Annotated in this window: 4 protein-coding genes; all 4 read left to right on the forward strand. The window is 66.7% G+C overall.

What is annotated here, in order from left to right:
* Nucleotides 1–288: 288 nt before the first annotated feature.
* A complete protein-coding gene (gene rpsL, locus VGR37_23705; GenBank protein HEV2150426.1) occupies nucleotides 289–705 on the forward strand; it encodes a 30S ribosomal protein S12 in 417 nt (138 codons plus the stop codon).
* Between the two features lie 3 nt (nucleotides 706–708).
* The gene (rpsG, locus tag VGR37_23710; protein ID HEV2150427.1) at nucleotides 709–1179 is read left to right on the forward strand and encodes a 30S ribosomal protein S7; all 471 of its coding nucleotides are present in this window, start codon (nucleotides 709–711) and stop codon (nucleotides 1177–1179) included.
* A 99-nt stretch (nucleotides 1180–1278) separates the two neighbouring features.
* Nucleotides 1279–3375 carry an elongation factor G gene (gene fusA, locus VGR37_23715; GenBank protein HEV2150428.1) on the forward strand — a complete coding sequence of 699 codons (2097 nt, stop codon included), beginning with the start codon at nucleotides 1279–1281 and terminating at the stop codon, nucleotides 3373–3375.
* A 122-nt stretch (nucleotides 3376–3497) separates the two neighbouring features.
* On the forward strand, nucleotides 3498–4322 hold an 825-nt coding region (locus VGR37_23720; GenBank protein ID HEV2150429.1), incomplete at its 3' end, for an elongation factor Tu.

The raw sequence follows: 4322 nt of genomic DNA on the forward strand, positions 1-4322 counted from the left end.
AGAGTGTGGAGGCGAGAGCCGACGCGCTGCAATGCTCCGAGGCGATCGTCTTCATACAGCAAACCCTCCGATGGATGTGACCCATCGGAGGGTTTGTTGCTTCAACTCCCGGACCTCAATCTCCGGGATGACTCATGCTTCGTCGGTCCGCACCCCGGGGGCTCCGTTGACATTCGGCCCCGTCTGCATTACCTTACCCGGTCTGTCGCCTAACTTTTTGTGGGCGGCGGCGAAGACGAAGGCCTGTCTTCGCCAATCTTTTTTCGTTTATCCAGGCTCTCACCGAGTATGCCGACTATCAACCAGCTGGTTCGCAAGGGGCGCCAGACGCTCGAGAACAAGAGCAAGTCGCCCGCCATGCGGAACAATCCGCAGAAGCGCGGCGTCTGCACGCGCGTCTACACCACCACGCCGAAGAAGCCGAACTCGGCCCTTCGGAAGGTTGCCCGCGTCCGGCTGACCAACGGGTTCGAGGTCACGGCGTACATCCCCGGCGAGGGGCACAACCTGCAGGAGCACTCGATCGTCCTCATCCGCGGCGGCCGCGTGAAGGACCTTCCGGGTGTCCGCTACCACATCATCCGCGGGACCCTGGACGCTTCCGGCGTGAACGACCGCCGGCAGAGCCGCTCCAAGTACGGCGCGAAGCGGCCCAAGCCGGGCCAGCCCGCCGGCAAGGGTGCTCCGGGCAAGGGGAGGAAGTAAGCCATGAGCCGTCGTAACCGCGCCGTCAAGCGCCCGACCCTCCCGGACCCGATCTACGGCTCCGAGGTGATCACGAAGTTCGTGAACACGCTGATGCGGGACGGGAAGAAGTCCCTGGCCGAGAAGATCTTCTACGATGCCATGCGCACGATGGAGGAGCGGAGCGGCCAGCCGGCGGAGACCGTCTTCAAGACGGCGCTGAACAACGCCAAGCCGGTCCTCGAGGTGAAGTCCCGCCGGGTCGGCGGCGCCACGTACCAGGTGCCGGTCGAGGTCCGCCCGGAGCGCCGGCAGGCGCTCGCCATGCGCTGGCTGGTGGGCTACGCCCGCGCCCGCGGCGAGAAGACCATGGCGGACCGTCTCGCGGCCGAGCTGCTCGCGGCGAGCCGCAACGAGGGTGCGACGATCAAGAAGAAGGACGACACGCACCGCATGGCCGACGCCAACAAGGCGTTCGCCCACTATCGCTGGTAAGCGCCGGTCACAGAAACAACAAGCCGGGGACCGCAGGCGCCCGGAGGGTGGCTCGCCGCCCTCCGATGCGCCTGCTTCTCTGCATCACAGGAATAGATCATGGCCCGCACCACACCGCTGGACAAGCTGCGCAACATCGGCATCATGGCGCACATCGATGCCGGCAAGACGACCACGACCGAGCGCATCCTGTACTATACCGGCCGCACTCACAAGATCGGTGAGGTGCACGAGGGTGCGGCGACCATGGACTGGATGGAGCAGGAGCAGGAGCGCGGCATCACCATCACGTCGGCCGCGACCACCTGCCAGTGGGACCGGCTGGGCGACACGTACCGGATCAACATCATCGACACCCCGGGGCACGTGGACTTCACCGTCGAGGTGGAGCGCTCCCTCCGGGTGCTCGACGGCGCCGTCTGCGTCTTCGACGCGGTGGCGGGCGTGGAGCCGCAGTCCGAGACGGTGTGGCGCCAGGCCGACAAGTACGGCGTGCCCCGCATCTGCTTCGTCAACAAGATGGACCGGACCGGCGCCAACTTCGAGCGCTGCGTCTCCATGATCACCGACCGGCTGGGGGCCAACCCGCTCCCGATCCACCTCCCGATCGGCGACGGCGAGAACTTCGTCGGGATCGTGGACGTGCTGCGCCAGGTCGAGCTGATCTACGACGACACCACGCTCGGCAAGAACTGGACGGAGCAGCCGGTCCGCCCCGAGCTCCAGGACGCCCTGCAGGCCGCGCGCCTGGCGCTGGTCGAGGGCGCGGTGGAGCACGACGACGCGCTGATGGAGCGCTACCTGGAGGGCGAGGAGATCTCGGAGGCCGAGCTTCGCCGCGCCATCCGCAACGCCACCATCGCCGGCGCCATGACCCCGGTGCTGACCGGGTCGGCGTTCAAGAACAAGGGCGTGCAGCAGCTCCTCGACTCCATCATCGACTACCTCCCCGCGCCGGTGGACATCCCGTCCATCAAGGGGACGGAGCCCCGGAACGAGGAGAACGTCATCGAGCGTCACGCGACCGACGACGAGCCCTTCTCGGCGCTCGCGTTCAAGATCGCCACCGACCCGTTCGTCGGGAAGCTGACCTTCTTCCGGGTCTACTCCGGCGTGATCGAGTCCGGCGCGCACGTGCTCAACAGCACCAAGGGGAAGCGCGAGCGCTTCGGCCGCATCCTGCAGATGCACGCCAACAAGCGCGAGGAGATCCCCGAGGTCCGCGCCGGCGACATCGCCGCGGCGATCGGTCTCAAGGACACCACCACCGGGAACACCCTGTGCGACGAGAAGGCCCCCATCGTCCTCGAGTCGATGACCTTCCCGGAGCCGGTGATCGACGTGGCGGTGGAGCCGAAGACCAAGGTGGACCAGGACAAGATGGGTGAGGCGCTGCGCCGCCTGGCGGACGAGGACCCGACCTTCCGGGTCCACACCGACGCCGAGACGGGGCAGACCATCATCTCGGGGATGGGCGAGCTCCACCTGGAGATCATCGTGGACCGCATGCTCCGCGAGTTCAAGGTGGACGCCAACGTCGGCCGCCCCCAGGTGGCGTACCGCGAGACCATCCGGAAGACGGTCACCAACGTCGAGGGCAAGTTCGTCCGGCAGACCGGCGGCTCGGGCCAGTACGGGCACGTGGTGATCAACATGGAGCCGGCCGAGCCCGGCCAGGGCTTCGTGTTCGAGGACAAGGTCGTCGGCGGCGTGATCCCCCGCGAGTTCATCAAGCCCGCGTCCGAGGGGATGCGCGAGGCGATGGAGAACGGGGTGCTCGCCGGCTACCCGATGGTAGACGTGAAGGTCCAGCTCGTCTTCGGCAGCTACCACGACGTCGACTCGTCCGAGATCGCGTTCAAGATCGCTGGCTCCATGGCCTTCAAGGAGGCCGCCCGGCGCGCTGGCCCGGTGCTGCTGGAGCCCATGATGAAGGTGGAGGTCGTCACCCCGTCCGACTACATGGGCGACGTGATCGGCGACCTTTCCTCCCGGCGCGGCAAGATCCAGGGGATGGACCAGCGCAACGAGGCGCAGGTCATCAACGCGCTTGTGCCGCTGTCGGAGATGTTCGGGTACTCGACCAACCTGCGCTCCATGAGCCAGGGCCGGGCCGTGTACGCGATGGAGTTCGCGCACTACGAGGAAGTGCCGAAGAGCAAGGCGGAAGAGATCATCGCGAAGGTTCGCGGCTAAGGCGGCTCGCGAACGGCGGTCACGGCGGCAGGCGCTCCACGGGGCGCCTGCCGCTTCCGGCCGCCCGGACCGAATCAAGCTAGCCGATTTTTCACCCAATCCCGGAAAGGGGATCCAAACCAATGGCCAAGGCCAAGTTTGAGCGGACGAAGCCGCACGTGAACGTGGGGACGATCGGGCACGTGGATCACGGGAAGACGACGCTGACGGCGGCGATCACGCGGATTCAGGCGGCGAAGGGGCTGGCGGAGTTCATGAGCTTCGACAACATCGACAAGGCTCCGGAGGAGCGCGCGCGGGGGATCACGATCGCGACGGCGCACGTGGAGTACGAGACGGAGAAGCGGCACTACGCGCACGTGGACTGCCCGGGGCACGCCGACTACGTGAAGAACATGATCACGGGTGCGGCGCAGATGGACGGGGCGATCCTGGTGGTCAGCGCGGCGGACGGTCCGATGCCGCAGACGCGCGAGCACATCCTGCTGGCGCGTCAGGTGAACGTGCCATACATCGTGGTCTTCCTGAACAAGGTGGACATGGTGGACGACCCGGAGCTTCTGGAGCTGGTGGAGCTGGAGGTTCGGGAGCTTCTGAGCGAGTACGACTTCCCGGGCGACGACATTCCCATCATCGCGGGCTCGGGGCTCAAGGCGCTGGAGTCGGGGGATCCCTCGAGCGAGTGGGGGCAGAAGATCACGGAGCTGATGGACGCGGTGGACAGCTACATCCCGGAGCCGGTTCGCGAGGTGGACAAGCCGTTCCTGATGCCGGTCGAGGACGTGTTCTCGATCACGGGCCGCGGCACGGTGGCCACGGGCCGCATCGAGCGCGGGATCATCAAGGTGGGCGAGACGGTGGAGCTGGTCGGGATGAACTCCGAGAAGAGCACCACGGTCACGGGCGTCGAGATGTTCCGCAAGCTGCTGGACGAGGGACGCGCGGGC

The sequence above is a fragment of the Longimicrobiaceae bacterium genome, from assembly GCA_035936415.1.
Lineage (GTDB): Bacteria > Gemmatimonadota > Gemmatimonadetes > Longimicrobiales > Longimicrobiaceae > JAFAYN01.

Excerpts from the sequence above, each read along its gene's own strand:
- rpsL (HEV2150426.1), top strand. The coding sequence starts at position 289 with ATGCCGACTATCAACCAGCTGGTTCGCAAGGGGCGCCAGACGCTCGAG.
- rpsG (HEV2150427.1), top strand. The coding sequence starts at position 709 with ATGAGCCGTCGTAACCGCGCCGTCAAGCGCCCGACCCTCCCGGACCCG.
- fusA (HEV2150428.1), top strand. The coding sequence starts at position 1,279 with ATGGCCCGCACCACACCGCTGGACAAGCTGCGCAACATCGGCATCATG.